16 protein-coding genes and 1 pseudogene are annotated in these 14,528 nt (G+C 59.3%); 12 read left to right on the plus strand and 5 right to left on the minus strand.

Features of this window, described 5'->3' with window-relative positions; genetic code table 11:
• Positions 1–11: 11 nt before the first annotated feature.
• Both BQ9846_RS08195 and gpmI read right to left on the minus strand, forming a co-directional pair.
• Entirely contained in the window at positions 12–1,163 is a 1,152-nt protein-coding gene (locus tag BQ9846_RS08195; protein WP_075880532.1) for a murein hydrolase activator EnvC family protein, read from the minus strand.
• Between the two features lie 6 nt (positions 1,164–1,169).
• Positions 1,170–2,735, minus strand: a complete 1,566-nt coding sequence (gene gpmI, locus BQ9846_RS08200; protein ID WP_075881698.1) for a 2,3-bisphosphoglycerate-independent phosphoglycerate mutase — start codon at positions 2,733–2,735, stop codon at positions 1,170–1,172.
• A gap of 190 nt (positions 2,736–2,925) precedes the next feature.
• On the opposite strand from gpmI, the gene BQ9846_RS08205 reads away from it, so the two are divergent.
• From BQ9846_RS08205 to BQ9846_RS08230, 7 genes and pseudogenes are all read left to right on the plus strand, one after another.
• Entirely contained in the window at positions 2,926–3,348 is a 423-nt protein-coding gene (locus BQ9846_RS08205) for a rhodanese-like domain-containing protein (RefSeq protein ID WP_075881699.1), read from the plus strand.
• A gap of 68 nt (positions 3,349–3,416) precedes the next feature.
• Complete coding sequence (secB, locus tag BQ9846_RS08210; protein WP_075880533.1) at positions 3,417–3,959, plus strand: protein-export chaperone SecB; 543 nt, start codon at positions 3,417–3,419, stop codon at positions 3,957–3,959.
• A pseudogene (locus BQ9846_RS08215) lies at positions 3,960–4,448 on the plus strand (16S rRNA (uracil(1498)-N(3))-methyltransferase); the annotation flags it as partial.
• Positions 4,449–4,793: 345 nt separating this feature from the next.
• A complete protein-coding gene (locus BQ9846_RS16695; protein WP_159437919.1) occupies positions 4,794–4,952 on the plus strand; it encodes a hypothetical protein in 159 nt (52 codons plus the stop codon).
• 139 nt (positions 4,953–5,091) lie between these two features.
• The gene (cysQ, locus tag BQ9846_RS08220) at positions 5,092–5,871 is read left to right on the plus strand and encodes a 3'(2'),5'-bisphosphate nucleotidase CysQ (protein ID WP_422821894.1); all 780 of its coding nucleotides are present in this window, start codon (positions 5,092–5,094) and stop codon (positions 5,869–5,871) included.
• Positions 5,861–6,079, plus strand: a complete 219-nt coding sequence (locus BQ9846_RS08225; protein WP_075880535.1) for a hypothetical protein — start codon at positions 5,861–5,863, stop codon at positions 6,077–6,079. Before cysQ ends, BQ9846_RS08225 begins: the two co-directional genes overlap by 11 nt.
• 210 nt (positions 6,080–6,289) lie before the next feature.
• Entirely contained in the window at positions 6,290–6,562 is a 273-nt protein-coding gene (locus BQ9846_RS08230) for a hypothetical protein (protein ID WP_075880536.1), read from the plus strand.
• 30 nt (positions 6,563–6,592) lie between these two features.
• Here the strand turns inward: BQ9846_RS08230 and BQ9846_RS08235 are convergent, their stop codons facing one another.
• From BQ9846_RS08235 to BQ9846_RS08245, 3 genes are all read right to left on the minus strand, one after another.
• On the minus strand, positions 6,593–6,925 hold the full coding sequence (locus tag BQ9846_RS08235) for a type II toxin-antitoxin system PemK/MazF family toxin (RefSeq protein ID WP_075880537.1): 333 nt from the start codon (positions 6,923–6,925) through the stop codon (positions 6,593–6,595).
• Positions 6,925–7,179 (minus strand): AbrB/MazE/SpoVT family DNA-binding domain-containing protein, encoded by a 255-nt coding sequence (locus BQ9846_RS08240; protein ID WP_075880538.1) that lies wholly within the window; start codon positions 7,177–7,179, stop codon positions 6,925–6,927. Before BQ9846_RS08240 ends, BQ9846_RS08235 begins: the two co-directional genes overlap by 1 nt.
• A gap of 302 nt (positions 7,180–7,481) precedes the next feature.
• Positions 7,482–8,339, minus strand: coding sequence for an Rpn family recombination-promoting nuclease/putative transposase (locus BQ9846_RS08245; protein ID WP_075880539.1), 858 nt, complete (start codon positions 8,337–8,339; stop codon positions 7,482–7,484).
• A gap of 429 nt (positions 8,340–8,768) precedes the next feature.
• Here BQ9846_RS08245 and BQ9846_RS08250 point away from each other — a divergent pair, with 429 nt between their 5' ends.
• The 5 genes from BQ9846_RS08250 (at position 8,769) to BQ9846_RS08270 (ending at position 14,514) form a co-directional block, all read left to right on the plus strand.
• A complete protein-coding gene (locus BQ9846_RS08250; RefSeq protein ID WP_075880540.1) occupies positions 8,769–9,377 on the plus strand; it encodes a hypothetical protein in 609 nt (202 codons plus the stop codon).
• Positions 9,378–9,472: 95 nt separating this feature from the next.
• A complete protein-coding gene (locus BQ9846_RS08255) occupies positions 9,473–9,829 on the plus strand; it encodes a hypothetical protein (protein ID WP_075880541.1) in 357 nt (118 codons plus the stop codon).
• 199 nt (positions 9,830–10,028) lie between these two features.
• Positions 10,029–11,411, plus strand: coding sequence for a flagellar filament capping protein FliD (gene fliD, locus BQ9846_RS08260; RefSeq protein WP_075880542.1), 1,383 nt, complete (start codon positions 10,029–10,031; stop codon positions 11,409–11,411).
• 249 nt (positions 11,412–11,660) lie between these two features.
• The gene (gene fliD, locus BQ9846_RS08265; RefSeq protein ID WP_075880543.1) at positions 11,661–13,070 is read left to right on the plus strand and encodes a flagellar filament capping protein FliD; all 1,410 of its coding nucleotides are present in this window, start codon (positions 11,661–11,663) and stop codon (positions 13,068–13,070) included.
• 43 nt (positions 13,071–13,113) lie between these two features.
• Positions 13,114–14,514: an MBL fold metallo-hydrolase RNA specificity domain-containing protein gene (locus BQ9846_RS08270; protein ID WP_075880544.1), complete on the plus strand. Its 1,401-nt coding sequence runs from the start codon at positions 13,114–13,116 to the stop codon at positions 14,512–14,514.
• The last annotated feature ends 14 nt before the right edge of the window (positions 14,515–14,528 follow it).

Consider the following 14,528-nt stretch of genomic DNA (forward strand, 5'->3'; position numbering starts at 1 on the left):
AGCTTATCCCGTCAGCGGCGGGCAATCCAACGCTTGGGGTTAATTGGTTCGCCACTTTGGCGCACTTCAAAGTAGAGCGCGGCTTGCGCTTGCCCGCCGCTGTCGCCGACACGGCCAATTTCGTCGCCGCGATTGATGCTTTGCCCAGGCCGAGCGCTGAAGCGTTGCAGGTGGGCGTAGAGGGTCATCACATGGTCGCCGTGGTCGATAATCAACAGGTTACCAAAGCCGCGCATCCAGTCGGCGAATACCACGCGCCCAGCGTGAACGGCGGCAACCGGCGTCCCGGCGCGCGCCTCGATCACAATGCCGTTGTAGTGGACACCCTTTTGGTCGTGATACGCCGCGCTAATCGTGCCGTGTACTGGCCACGGCAAGTCGCCCTGCGTGCGGCTAATTTGCGTGCTGGGGGCGGGCCCGTCAAGGCGCGCCATCTCCTGGCGTATTTGCTCCAGGGCGCGCTGAGCCTGTTCGCGCTCTTGCTCTAAAGCGGCGAGTCGCTGCTCTTCGCTTTGAAAGCGCGAATCGAGCGTGGCGACAAGCTCTCGCCGCTCGGCGGTACGCTTTGCAAGGGTGGCGCTTTGGCGCTCGAGCTGTTCGCCGAGGCTATCCAAACGCTGCCGGCGCTTGGCGAGTTCCGCCTCGGTGTCGGCGAGGGCGGTATCGAGTTCGGCAATCGCCTCGATCCGGGCTTGGCGTGCCTGGGTTAAGCGGTTGAGGTAGGCCTGCATGCGGTCGAGTTCGGCGGGGTCACCCTGGTTGAGCAGCAGCTTGAGTTGCGGCGTGGGGCCGAGACGGTAGAGCGCCGCTAACTGCTCGGCAAGCGCATGAGACTGCTCGCTGCGCTGACGCTCCAGGCGCTCGCGATGGGCGCGCAGTTGGTCGCTTTCGTCGGCGAGCTCGCGCCGCTCGGCTTGTAGCGCGTCCAGGCGTTGGTGCGTTTCGGCGAGCTGGGTTTCAATCTCGCGCAGCTCGCGCGAGGCGTCGCTGCGGGCGGTGTCGGTGGCGCTTAAGCGCTCATTGAGCGTTTCAATCTCCTCGCCGAGCGCATCGAGCTTGCGCTCGGCATCCGCTTCGCTGGCTTGGCTAGGAGCCAGCGAAAGCCTGCCTCCCCCTATCAGGATGAAAGCGAGCAGGGCGCAAGCGAACGCAAGACGCCGCATCAAGATTTAACGCAGCGTGATCAGCGATTGGCCGGTCATGGCCTCGGGCACCGGCTGATTCATAAGGGTTAACAGCGTGGGGGCGAGGTCGCAAAGGCGCCCCTCATCGAGGGTGGCGTGACGCTCGCCGACGTAAATCAGCGGCACCACAAAGGTGGTGTGGGCCGTTTGCGGGGCGCCGGTGTCGGGGTTGACCATCTGCTCGGCGTTGCCGTGGTCGGCGGTGATCAGGCAGGCGCCGCCGGCGCGCTCGATGGCTTCGACCACGCGACCCACGCAGGTATCGACGGTCTCGATGGCTTTTACCGCCGCATCGAAATCACCGGTATGGCCGACCATATCGCCGTTGGCGTAGTTGCACACGATCAAATCAAAGGTGCCACCGTCGATCGCCTCCACCAGCTTGTCGGTGATCTCAAAGGCGCTCATTTCGGGCTTTTCGTCGTAGGTGCGCACGTCTTGCGGCGAGGGCAGCAGAATACGGGTTTCCCCCTCGAACTCCGTTTCCTGCCCGCCGGAGAAGAAGAACGTCACGTGAGGGTACTTCTCGGTCTCGGCGATGCGCAGTTGCGTAAGCCCGCGCTTGGCGACCACCTCACCCAGGGTGTCGCTGAGATCCGATGGCGGGAACGCCGTGGGCGCGGGAATATCGGCGGCGTACTGGGTCATCATCACGATGCCGTCGCCGGCAAGCGCCGGGTGGGCGTGGCGATCAAAGCCGGTGAAGTCGGGTTCGGCAAAGGCGCGGGTGAGCTCGCGGGCGCGGTCGGCGCGGAAGTTGGCGAAAATGGCGGCGTCGCCGTCACCAATCACTACCGGCTCGCCCTGCGGGCGAATGCGGGTGGCCGAGACGAACTCATCGGTCTCGCCGCGCGCGTAAGCCTCTTGTAGCGCGGTTTGGGCATCCACCGCCTCATACTCGGCGCTGCCTTGGGTTAACAGCGCATACGCCTGCTCGACGCGCTCCCAGCGGTTATCGCGGTCCAGCGCGTAGAAGCGCCCGATGATCGACGCCACGAAGCCGTTCTCCGCGCCCACCAGTTCCGCCAGGCGGGCGTTGGCGCGCTCGATGGAAGGCAGCGCGCTTTTGGGCGGCATATCGCGGCCATCGAGAAAGGCGTGAATATAGATGTGTGTTGCGCCGCGGCGGGCGGCAAGCTCGGCGAGCGCGAGTATATGGTCTTCGTGACTGTGCACGCCGCCAGGGGAGAGAAGCCCTAGAAGATGCACCGCGCGACCATTGGCGATGGCTTCGTCAATCGGCTGCGTTAGCGTGGTGTTCGTGTCGAGCTCAACATTTTCCACCGCTTTGGTGATGCGGGTGAGGTCTTGGTAAATGATGCGCCCGGCGCCGAGGTTCATGTGGCCCACTTCAGAGTTGCCCATTTGCCCGTCCGGAAGGCCCACATGGTGGCCGTCGGTGTGGACGAACGCGTGCGGGCGCTCCGCCCAGAGCCTGTCCATGACCGGCGTGTTGGCGGCGGCCACGGCGTTGTGCTGGGTGTCGGGGTTGTGGCCGTAGCCGTCCAGGATAATCAGCGCCACCGGGCGCGGCGTGTTTGACGTGTCCATGAAAACCTCATAATGACCGAACAGCGACGCGGGGTCGCGGCGAGCGTAAGCTTGGGGCATGATAGCGCAGGCAGCCACCGCGCGTCATGACGAGTCCTGCGCGCAACGCCGTGTGGGGTGTATACTGTGGCGCTTTCACGGCGGCGAAGCCGCTTTCAATTTGTGCATTGACCAAGAGATTGTGCTCGCGATGATCGATCAGCTGTTCGAATTCGTACAGAACCACCCGTTGCTGGTGGGCATGTTTTTGCTCGTCTTAATCGCCTGGATTATTTACGAGACGCGCAGCGCTTCCACGAGCGGCGTGACCTCGGCGCAAGCCACGCAGCTTATCAACCGCGAGGATGCGGTGGTGCTGGATGTGCGTGAGAGCAAAGACTTTAAAGCCGGGCATATTGCCGGGGCGCGTAACATCCCGCAAAGCAGCCTCGATAGCCGCATGAACGAGTTGGAAAAGCAGAAGAGCCAGCCCATCATCGTGGTCTGCAAGCACGGCCAGAGCTCAGGGGCGGTGCAGGCGAAGCTTGCCAAAGCGGGTTTCGAGCGCGCCTTTAAGCTCAAAGGCGGCATGATGCAGTGGCAGGCTGACGGCTTGCCCGTGGTAAAAAAATAAGCGCTTTGACATTAACCTAATCGAAGGCGCGCCGTACGGCGCCTTATCTTAATTTAGCAGGAGTTAACATGGCGGAAGAGAACAATACCCAGCAGGGCGGCAGCCAACCCACCAATGCGCAACAGGCCGGCGCGCAAGCGGGTGAAAAATCGCAGCTGAAATTCTCGCTGCAGCGCATTTACGTCAAAGATATCTCCTTTGAAGCGCCCAATTCGCCGAGCGTGTTTAAGCAGGCGTTCAAGCCCAAGGTGAGCCTCGACCTGAACACCTCAAGCACCAAGATTGCCGACGACCAGTACGAAGTCGTGGTCAAAGTGACCGCGCAGGTCAACGACAACGAAACCGGCACGGCCTCGTTTCTCGCCGAAGTCGAGCAGGCGGGGCTTTTCCGTATCGCCGGGATCGAAGGCGCGCAGCTGGATCAAACCCTGGGTGCGTTCTGCCCCAACCTGCTGTTCCCTTACGCCCGCGAGTGCGTCGATAGTCTGGTCAACCGTGGCGGCTTCCCACCGCTGATGCTGGCGCCGGTCAACTTCGAGGCGATGTACGCCCAGCGTAAGCAGCGTGAAGCGCAGCAGGCGCAAGCGGCGCAAGAGGAAAACGCGCAATAAATGCAAGCGGCTGACTGGTACGCCGTTCACGGCAAAATGCCGCGCGTTTATGTGCCGGCGACCTTCGAACAGGGCGCAACCCTTACGCTGCCAGAGGGCGCGGCGCGCCATGTCACCCGCGTGCTGCGCATGGGCGAGGGCGCGCCGCTGGTGCTGTTTGACGGCCACGGCGGTGAAGCGGGGGCGCGTATCAGCGAGGCCTCGCGCAAGGGCACCACGGTCACGCTTGAGGCCTTATGGCCGGGCACCGGGGAGTCGCCGCTGGCGGTGCACCTGGGCCAGGCGATCTCCAAGGGCGACCGCATGGACTACGCCATTCAGAAGGCGGTGGAACTTGGTGTGGCGGCGATCACCCCGCTCTATACCGCGCGGGGCGATGTGCGCTTGAAAGGCGAGCGCGAAGCAAAAAAGCTCGCCCACTGGCAAGGCGTGGCGGCGAGCGCCTGCGAGCAGTGCGGCCGCGCGGTGGTGCCGCCGCCAAAAACTCCTGAAAGTACCCTTCCAACGCCATCTTCCACGGACTGTCGTGGTCAGCGGTTCGGGAGGTATCCGTTTCGCTCATGCGCACTCCTATTTCAATAGGTCGATTCTACTACGGCAGGGCTTGTCAAGCGCTATCGCCGCTCATGCTATCGGCCTGCTACGTCAAGAAAAAAGAACCCACCTAAAAAGCCCTGCCCCACGCTGCCGATTAAGGGCAGGCGTGAGGCAGGGGCATGGCCGACGATAATATGCAGCCATCCGTACTGCCTCGGTGACCATTTTGCGGGTGGTTGATTACCACATGTCTCCCGTCATTGTTTGCTACTATCGGGCCATCTTTGCATAGCGCCGGTGACGCTCGTCGACATCCGCACGGCGCTGGCCGCCGTGGCGAAGGATAAACGCCAAGATATGTATCTCGCACTGGATGAGCACGAAGCCACAGCGATTAACAATGCCAAAACGCTTTATCAGCGCGTACAAGCGCTGCAAACCCGTGGAAGCGCATGATCAGCGTGAGCGAGGAAAACCTCAGGCCGAGTGGTATCCGTTCATCCTGAGCCTGTCGAAGGAGGGTCTTCGACAAGCTCAGACCGAACGGAGCTTCGACAAGCTCAGCGTGAATGAATGAGGCAGCGACAAAATGAACATGACGAAGCGATTAGACGATGTCGAACGCATTGCCCGCGAGGCGGGCGATGCCATCATGGCGGTGTACGCGCGTGAGTTCAGCGTCGAAGAGAAGGCAGATAAAAGCCCGCTGACCGAGGCGGACAGAGCCGCGCATGAGATTATCGTCCGTGAGCTCAACGCGTTGCCCGAAGGCATTCCGGTGCTCTCCGAGGAGGATATCGACGCCTTCTCAGGCCCGGACGAGAAGGGCCGCTACTGGCTGGTGGACCCGCTCGATGGCACCAAAGAGTTCATCAAGCGCAACGATGAGTTTACCGTCAACATCGCCCTGATCGAGCAGGGCAAGCCGGTGCTTGGTGTGGTGGTGGCGCCCGCGCTGGGCACGGCGTATCTCGCTGCGGAAGGCCTGGGCGCGACAAAGGTGGATCCGTTTGGCACTCGCCATACCCTGCAAGTGGCGGGAAGACCCGAGACCACGACGCCGTGGCGTGTCGTGGGCAGCCGTTCGCACCCGAGCCCGTATCTCGCGGAGTGGCTTAACACGCTTGGCAAGCACGAGATGCTGCCCATGGGCAGCTCGCTCAAGCTCTGCGTGATCGCCGAGGGCAAGGCCGATGTCTACCCGCGCCTGGGGCCCACCTGCCTGTGGGATACCGGTGCTGCCCAAGCGGTAGTGGAGCAAGCCGGCGGCCGGGTGGAAACGCTACAAGGTGAGCCGCTTTCCTACGCCACCCCGAGCAAGAAACTCAACCCGCATTTTGTGGTATGGGGCCACAGGGACATTCATGACACCTGATGAGCACCAATACGTTATCGATGAGCTGCAAGCCGTGATTGATGAGACACAGCAAACGATCGAGCGCTTTGAGCACACGGGAATGGATGCGGAGATGCCGGAGGATTACGAAAAGCTGCTCGCGATTCTGGATGACGCGGTGAAGCAGCAGCGCGAGCATACGCAAGCGATGTTGGGCGAGGATGACGCTTCGACAAGCTCAGCGTGAGCGGTAGACGTGATGGATTGACCTGCCCCTCCTCAACGTCGTGGGTTATGTTGAGGTTGAGGCAACAGCGCAGAGCCACTATTGAGGGAGGGTCTTCGACAAGCTCAGCGTGAGCGGTAGACGTGATGGATTGACCTGCCCCTCCTCAACGTCGTGAGTTATGTTGAGGTTGAGGCAACAGCGCAGAGCCACTATTGAGGGAGGCAGATCATGACACAGTCTAGCGTAAATCAAGCGTCTTTTGGGGAGCGCCTTAGCGGTGCCTGCGACGTCCACGCCGCGTATATAGTGCTGGATGTGCATAAAGCCACTATCGCTGTTTCGATCGCCGAAGCGGGGCGGAAAGAGCCTGAGTTTCGTGGCGAGATTCCTAACGAGCCCAAGGCCATTGACAAGATGATTCGCCAGCTCAGCCAGCGTTTCGACGGGCAGCCGCTGTTGTTCAGTTATGAGGCTGGCCCTTGCGGCTGTAGATGTGCTTAATGGCGCGCTTACCGGCAGAGTGAATCGGCATCAGCTAACCAAAGTTGCCAGCTTCGCCAGAACGTCGTCCATCACTTCTTGAGGAACGCTTTCCAGGCGCCGCCCTTGCCGCGCTTCGATATCCAGGGTTCGTAGCTGATTGCACAGCACAACGCCGGTTGTGGTCGTGCCGATACCGTCCAATGAAACGCTGAACCCTCGTGATCGAGCGAAGCCGCCGCCAGTGCTGATAGGCGCGACCAGTGGCGTACCCATTGCGAGATTGAACGCGTCCGGCGACACGATCAGTACTGGGCGCACTCCTTGCTGTTCATGGCCCCGAGTGGGGTTGAGCGAGACGAGATAGATATTACCACGCCGCATTAAAAAAGCTCACGCCCGATAGGGCCGGAATCCAGCCACTCGCGCTCGTCGGCGGGCATCTCCGCTGTGGTGTCGCACTGAGCCAGAAGCTCCTCAAGGGAATACGTCGGTTTGGCAGGTGCCATGATCAGGCGTCCGTGCTCGATTTTGACCTCGACTTGGGAGCCTGCGTCCAGGTGTAGCTGATCAAGGAACGCACGCGGCACCGACATCATGACGGAACCGCCGACACGGCGAAGGTTGGTTGTGCTCATACAAGCCCCCTGCGCATGGCAGCGCATTGATGCTTTGTTAAAAAATGAAAGTTATATGAAAGTATAACTTACTGGCTTCTGTGCGACAAGCGGTTGAGTCCTTCAAAGCCGATTTGGGTGCCCGGCCAAGCTTGGAGGGCCGCGGCGCTTCCAAGGCTGATATAGGGGTGGGAGGGCGATTTATCGTGCGATGTGTTTGGGTGGCTAGGCCAACCCCTCTTCTCGCAGCGCTCGTTCACGCAAAAACGCCAAGCGGCGGGTTTCTTCATCGGCGCTGAGCTCGCGGATGCGGTTCATCGCCATCAATGCCTCACCTCATCGCGAAGCGCCTTTACGTCGGATTCTGTTAAACCAGAGGCAGCAGCGATTTGAGCATCGTCCAACAGGTGCATCGAAATCAGTCTTCTTGCCACCTCCAGGCGTCCTTTCTCGATGCCCAGCTTTTCGCCTTCGCGCCTCGCATCATTCAAAAACGACACTTCATCCCGCAATGCTCGTTCCCGCACAAAGGCCAAGCGGCGGGTTTCTTCATCGGCGCTGAGCTCGCGGATGCGGCTCATCGCACGCTTGACGGGTTCATGGGCGACATTGGCCATGGTGAGTTCCTCCTGCCAGTGCTTGAAGAAAGTGATCCAGGCGCGCAACGGGCCTTCCGGCAAGCCCAGGCGATCCGCCTTGTTCAGTTCGATCAGGTTCATCTGCAAAACGTTCCCCAGCGAAATATGGGGTTGGCGTTCATCGCGCATCTCGAAGCGCCAAATGGCTTGCTCGCGCTCGGCGGTGGTTTCCCTGAACAGGTCGAAGTCCAGCAGGTGCAGGCCCACCGAGGCCCGCAGCTCTTCGTAGTCCTCCCCAGCACTAAGCTGATTGCCCAGCGTGCGAGTCAGGTAGAACAGACCTCGCTTGTGCCAGGCGCCGTAGCGACGCACCTGCACCTCGACATTGTAGCAGTGGCCGTCACCGTCACGGGCCAGCACGTCAAGGATGATGTATTTGCCGGTGAGTTCGGTTGGCTCGATGTTGGGGTTAAGAATTTCAACGGAGGCAATATCAGGCAAATCCGGGCGCAGATCGTTGATCAGATCCACCAGCAGGTCTGGAGCTTCAGCGAACAGCCGCTTGAAGACGTAATCGTTGGTGGGATCAAGTAATGCGCTCATGCAACCTCCTGCGTATTGTTTCCATTTTACCACGGCAGTAGCTGCAAGGCGCTCGCTATGCCATACCTAGAGAGAAATGAAACCCGCATTTTGTGGTGTGGGGGCACGAGAAGCTGCTCGCGATTCTGGATGTTGCGCTGAAGCAGCAGCGTGAGCATACGCGGGTGATGTTGGGTGAGGATGACGCTTCGACAAGCTCAGCGTGAGCGGGTTCGCGCCTCGGGCTTTTCGAGGAACGGTCATCCTGAGCCTGTCGAGGGAGGGTCTTCGACAAGCTCAGCGTGAACGGCGCCTTCATTTATATTAGAAAGTATAGATTCATTAGTTGGTCTAACTGGCGTAGGCTATCAGCCTTGATGTACCTCAAATTGTGTTAGCGGCACCTCTGGCAGGCTGTGTTGGGTGCGGCAACAAAAATGAGAAACGGCCATGGAACCCACAACACTCCCGCTTTTAATCGCGATTTTGGCGGTTTGGGCAAGCCTTAACGGCGGCTTGGTGGTGATTTACCTGCTGGTGTCGGGTGAAACACTGGGCTTTAACCTGGGCTTGAGTAAGCGCAAGCCCCGCAAGCAAGTCGACGATGTGGCGTCAGCCCCCACGGATGACGCCCCTGTGCTGGTGGATGAAAGTGCCGGCGCCTGGGGGCTTTTTGTGATGTTTGATGACCCCACGATCGCCTCTAACGAGCGCTTGAGCATCGTGCTCTCGTCCGCCGGGGCGGTGTATGAGAGCAGCAGCAAATCCTTCACCGTGGCGGGGGATTCACCCCGTAACCCCATCTATATCGCTAACGCTTACCCGCCCGGCACCTTGCCTACCTTCAACCAGGATAACGGCCATTTCCCCGTGAAGGGTGTCAGTGTGAAGATGCTAAAAAAGAGCAAAAGCGCCACGCCCAATAAGCTTCAACTGGTACGCTTGGTGAATTTGGCAAAAGAGCTTTCCCGCATCGGCGGTAAGGTAGTCGATGCGGAGAAGCACCCCGTGACGGCTAGCGGTTTTCAGGCGGTTATCGACGGCAAGGCGAAGGTGTAGGGGGAAGTAGAGCGCCACACTTCGACAGGCTCAGTGTGAACGAGCTGTGCTATATTCGTTCGCGTTAATACTTTTATGCCGTTTCTGGGGGAGTTGTGAAGCAAGCGTCCGCGAGCATTTCCGCTTATGAGGTGATCTATGACCTCATCCCTAAGCTGAACACCATGAAAAAAGAAGTCAATACCACACTAAAGGTGACGGTGGAAACGAGCAAAACGGCGGCGCAGAAGGCGCGATATGAGTCGCTGCAAAAGGAGTTTGAGCTGGAGCTGATGATGATCCGCTTGAATTTGGAGCATCTACTCAACCGCTATGAGAATGAGCTTGAGGCGGTGACGCAAGATAAGCGCCGCGACGTTTACCTGTCTCTGGACGCGCATGAGGCCACGGCGGTTGAAAGCGCTAAAGCGCTGTACCAACGCTTGCAAGCGTTAACCCAGGCGGAGCGATAAGTGGATAGTAGGTATCGAGCGTTACACTTTGATACATGAAAAGCGGCACTTAGGGTCAAGTTCGCAATCAATAAGCCGAGAGGCTAAGGTATTAGGCAATTCAATAAGGCGCATGAGCGTCGAACACATATCAGTGTGGCGCGCCAGTAAGTAACACGCGTGCGTGTAAGTACGCACTGTGAAAGAGGATGGTTTTGGTATGTCGATTTCATCGCTTGGCATTGGCTCTGGGCTTGACCTTAACGGCCTTCTGGATCAGCTGCGCAGCGCGGAGCGTGAGAAACTAGCGCCTATCGAGCAGCAAATTGAGTCTGAGCAGACCAAAATTTCCGCGTATGGCCAGCTGGAGAGCGCCCTCTCGGAGTTCCAGAGTAGTGCCAGTGCGCTGGGTGACAGCTCGTTGTATGAAAGCCTCTCCGCGAGCACCAGCGGCGAGGCGGTCAGCGCGGCCGCTGATGAAACCGCGATGCCAGGGCGCTACGACATTGATGTGACGTCGCTTGCTACGCGTGGGACGCTGGCCTCAACCGGCGTTGCTGATCCGGAAGCAGCAATTTCAGGTGGTACTGATCAGCAGATGGAGTTCACTTTTGGTGATGATACAAACTCCAGCAAGAGTGTTGCCATCCCAGCAAATAGCTCTTTAGAGGAGATCCGCGATGCCATCAATGCCGACGAAAACGCGGGCGTCAACGCGACAATTATTAATGACGGCAGTGGCTCCAATGAGTTTCGTCTGGCTCTGACGTCACGTGAAACCGGTGCGGATGCTTCGATTTCTAGTTTTGAATTTAGTGAAACTGAGCCCTTTACGCCTGATGGGGCAAATAATACCAACACTCATCAAGCAGGCACCGACGCGAGCCTGGACGTGAATGGCATCACCATTACCAGCGCCAATAACCAGGTGGAAGGTGCGGTTCAGGGCGTGACCTTGAACCTGCAGAGCGAAGGCACCGGCACGGTGTCCGTCGAGCAAGACACCCTCGCCGTGCGCGAAGCGGTGACCGGCTTTGTGGACTCCTACAATTCGCTAAAAACCACCATCGGCGATCTAACGTCCTTTAACCAGGAGACTGGCCAAGCCGGCGAGCTAAACGGCGACAACACGGTGCGCCGGGTGGAGTCGACCTTGCGCAGCGCGTTGAGCGGGGGCGTTGCGTCGGGCGGTGATGGCTTCTCGATGCTGAGCGATATCGGCATTTCACTGGAGCTCGATGGCACGCTTTCCGTGGACGAAGGGCGTTTGGATGACGTGATCGCTAACGATCAGCAGGCGCTATCGGATTTCTTTGCCGGCGGTGAGAGCTCCACCGGCTTGGCTGAGCAAATTGATACCAGCGTCGATCAAATGCTGAGCCGTTATGGCACCGTGCAAGGCGCCATCAATGGCTCGGAAAATCGGGTGGAGTCGCTAGGTGAGCGCTACACGCGCATGGAGCAGTCCGTCGAACTCACGATCAGCCGCTACCGCGAGCAGTTTAGCCAGCTTGACGGCATGATTGCCGAGATGAACCAAACCAGCAACTACCTTAGCAACCAGTTCTCGGCGCTAGAGGCGCAGATGAACGCCGGTAGTTAACCCGCTGATGGTTTAATCCCGCGCTGATAGTAACAAAAGCCCGCTTAACGCGGGCTTTTTGCTGGCTAGCCGTTCGCCCTGACACAACGAGCTGATACACTTAAAGAACAAAAAGGCGCTAAAGGAAGCGCCTTTTTAGTCGATAATAAAATCAACGACAATTCCAACCGACAGTGCGCACTGTCCGCTTTTATGCAGGCGAAGCGCAATACGTGTTTGGTTTAGCCTTATTTACTGAGGATTTCCAGTATGGCGACAATAACCTCTCTCGGTATTGGCTCCGGCCTCGATCTTAACGGCCTGCTCGACCAGCTCAAGGATGCCGAGCGCGGCAAGCTTGCGCCCATCACGCGTCAGCAAGAGCAGCAGGAAGCCAAAATTTCAGCGTACGGCAAGATTCAGTCCTCCCTAGAGGGGCTGAAAGAGGCAGTCGACGGTCTCAAAGACCCCAAGCTTTTCCAGAGCCTCTCCGCTAGCGTGCGCGGCGACGAGATCACGGCTACCACGGATGCCAAGGCGCTGCCGGGCAGCTACCGCGTAGAGGTGAGCCAGCTTGCCACTAGCGGCACTCTCGCATCCAGTCAGATTGGCAATAGCAGCGAACCGCTAACGCTGGGTGGCGCGACGCAGTTAGAGCTTACCTTTAACGATAAAGAAAGTGTCACCATTGAGATTGCTGAAGATAGCAGCCTAGAAGATATCCGTGATGCTATTAATGCCAAGAAAGACGCTGGAGTAAGTGCCAGCGTGATTTTTGACGGTACCGGTTACCGCTTAGCGCTGAATTCTAGCGATACTGGCGATAAAGCTTCCATCCAAAGCTTTGATTTCTACGCCGGCGACGACCGTACAACCCCTATTACCGTCAAGGATTCAGATGAGAAAGAGTTGACGAACGGCACGCCTATCAGCGGCCAAGACGCGGCGTTGAAAGTCAACGGTATCAATATTACCAGCGACACCAACCAGGTCGAAGGCGCGATCCAGGGCGTCACCTTGAACCTGGGTGATCTCGATATTGGCAAAGATGAAACGGCAAGCAGCACCGTCACGGTCGAGCGCAATACGCTCAAAATTCGCGAAGCCGTGGGCGATTTTGTTGACGCCTTTAACGATATGAAGGACACCATCGGCTCGCTGACGAAATACTCCGGCGACCGCGAAACCGCCGGTGAGCTGGTGGGCGATAGCACGGTACGCACCATCGAAGGCCGCTTGCGTGGCGCGCTGACAGGCGGTGTGGTAGGCGGTGAGTTTTCCACGCTGAACCAGCTGGGGATTACGCTGCAGCGCGATGGCACCTTGGAAATCGACGAAGACGCGATTAGCGATCTGGCCAAAAACAGCCCCGATGCCTTGAGCGATTTTTTTGCCGGCGTTGAGGGGGAAAACGGCTTGGCCGATACCCTGAGCAAAACCGTGGCGCAGCTGACAGGGGATAAAGGTACTCTCGGGATTGCGATTAGCGGCGCGGAGAATCGCGTCGAGAGCTTGGGCGTGCGCTACGAGCGCATGGAGCAGAGCATCGAGCGCACGATTTCGCGCTATCGGGTACAGTTTGGTCAGCTCGACTCCATGATCGCGCAGATGAACCAAACCAGTACGTACCTGAACCAGCAGTTCGATGCCCTTGATGCGGCACTAGGCCGTAAGAAGTAATGGCGCTTTAAGGTAGATTGATAACTTCGGAAAAGGACTTCCCATGCTTGATATTCTCCACCACGGTGGCGCCAGCGGTGTCACCGGGAGTTGCCACCAGCTTGTGCTTGATCGCGAGCACTCCCTGCTTATTGATTGCGGCCTCTTCCAGGGCGAAGACGCCGCGCGCGACAGTTTCGAGCAGCTCACCGTTGAGTTTGATGTCAGCCCGCTGAAGGCGCTGATCATTACCCATGTGCATATCGACCATATCGGGCGGCTGCCGTACTTGCTGGCGGCGGGCTTTAGCGGGCCGATTCTCTGCTCCATCCCGTCAGCGAGGCTGTTGCCGCTGGTGATCGAGGACGCGCTCAAAATCGGCTTTACCCGCAACGCGCGCTTGATCGAGCAGTTTCAAGCCCAGCTTGAACGCCAGTTGGTGCCGCTGCCTTACGGCCAGTGGCATACGGTGGTGGATGCGAGTGGCATGACCACCCGGGTCAAACTCAAGCGCGCCGGGCATATTCTCGGCTCCAGCTACGTGGAAGTGTCGCACCAGGGTGCCCGTGGCGAGAAAGAGCGGGTGGTGTTCTCCGGTGATTTAGGCGCGCCCTACGCACCGCTACTGCCGGCACCCCAATCACCCTACGGCTGCGATCAGCTGGTGCTGGAGAGCACCTACGGCGACCGGCGCCACCCCGACCGGCGTGCGCGCCGGGCAACGCTCAAGGCGGCCATCGAGCAGGCGCTGGAGAACGGCGGCACGGTGATGGTGCCGGCGTTCAGCATCGGGCGCACCCAGGAGCTGCTCTACGAGCTGGAGACGATTATTCATCAAGCGCGCGGGCCGCAGGGTCGGCGCTGGCGGGCGCTGGAAATCATCGTCGATTCGCCCTTGGCGGCGCGTTTTACCCAGGTCTACCGCGAGCTTAAACCCTACTGGGACGCCGAGGCGCAGCGACGTCTGCGCGGTGGGCGCCATCCGTTAAGCTTTGACAACCTCTACACGGTGGAGAGCCACGCCGAGCATGAGCAGACGGTCGAGTATCTGGCGCGCAACGGGCGCCCGGCGGTGGTGATTGCCGCTAGCGGCATGTGCGCCGGCGGGCGGATCATGAACTACCTTAAGGCGATGCTGAGCGACGCACGCCATCAGGTCCTTTTTGTGGGGTACCAAGGCGCGGGCACGCCGGGGCGTGATATTCAGGCCTACGGGCCGCGCGGTGGCTGGGTCGAGATTGACGGCGAGCGGATCGATATCAAGGCCGGGGTTATCACGCTGAGCGGCTACTCTGCCCACGCGGACCAGGAAGACTTGCTCAATTTCGTCAAGCGCATGCGCCGCTGGCCGTGCCGCATCCGGCTGGTGCATGGTGAGCGGGAAGCCCGCGTGGCGCTCGCGCGGGAGCTAAAAGCGCTCTATCGGCGCAAAGGACGCGAGGTCGAGGTCATTAACGCTACGTGAGCGCCCATAAAAAC

Origin of the sequence: Vreelandella massiliensis (assembly GCF_900155385.1) — a bacterium.
GTDB lineage: Bacteria > Pseudomonadota > Gammaproteobacteria > Pseudomonadales > Halomonadaceae > Vreelandella > Vreelandella massiliensis.